1 pseudogene is annotated in these 361 nt (G+C 31.9%); it reads right to left on the reverse strand.

The window, feature by feature from the left end:
• Window positions 1–361: pseudogene (locus ACQRD5_RS17255) on the reverse strand (hypothetical protein); the annotation flags it as partial.

Consider the following 361-nt stretch of genomic DNA (forward strand, 5'->3'; position numbering starts at 1 on the left):
GTGCATCTGATAATTGTATAGAAGAAGTACCTGCTTCAGTAGTAACCCATTTATTTCCACCATCTAAACTATATTCAACTGGAACACTAAAAGAACCGTAACTATTATTTATAACAATCTTATTTGCATTATCACCATTAAATGAGAATGACGCTAAATCTACTTTGTTTCTACCCATAATTGTTTTTGCAATATCCCTACATGCTGCATCTTGGAATACATCATTCTTAGTAGCTCTTGCTGCTACATTAAGAGCATCAGCTCTAGCAATATCTATATCAGCTCTATCATCACTTGATAAGTTTGGTCTTATAACTTTTAATAAATCAACCATAGCATATGGATAATAAGTATATGCATT

Source organism: Clostridium sp. SGI.024 (assembly GCF_050315195.1).
GTDB lineage: Bacteria > Bacillota > Clostridia > Clostridiales > Clostridiaceae > Clostridium.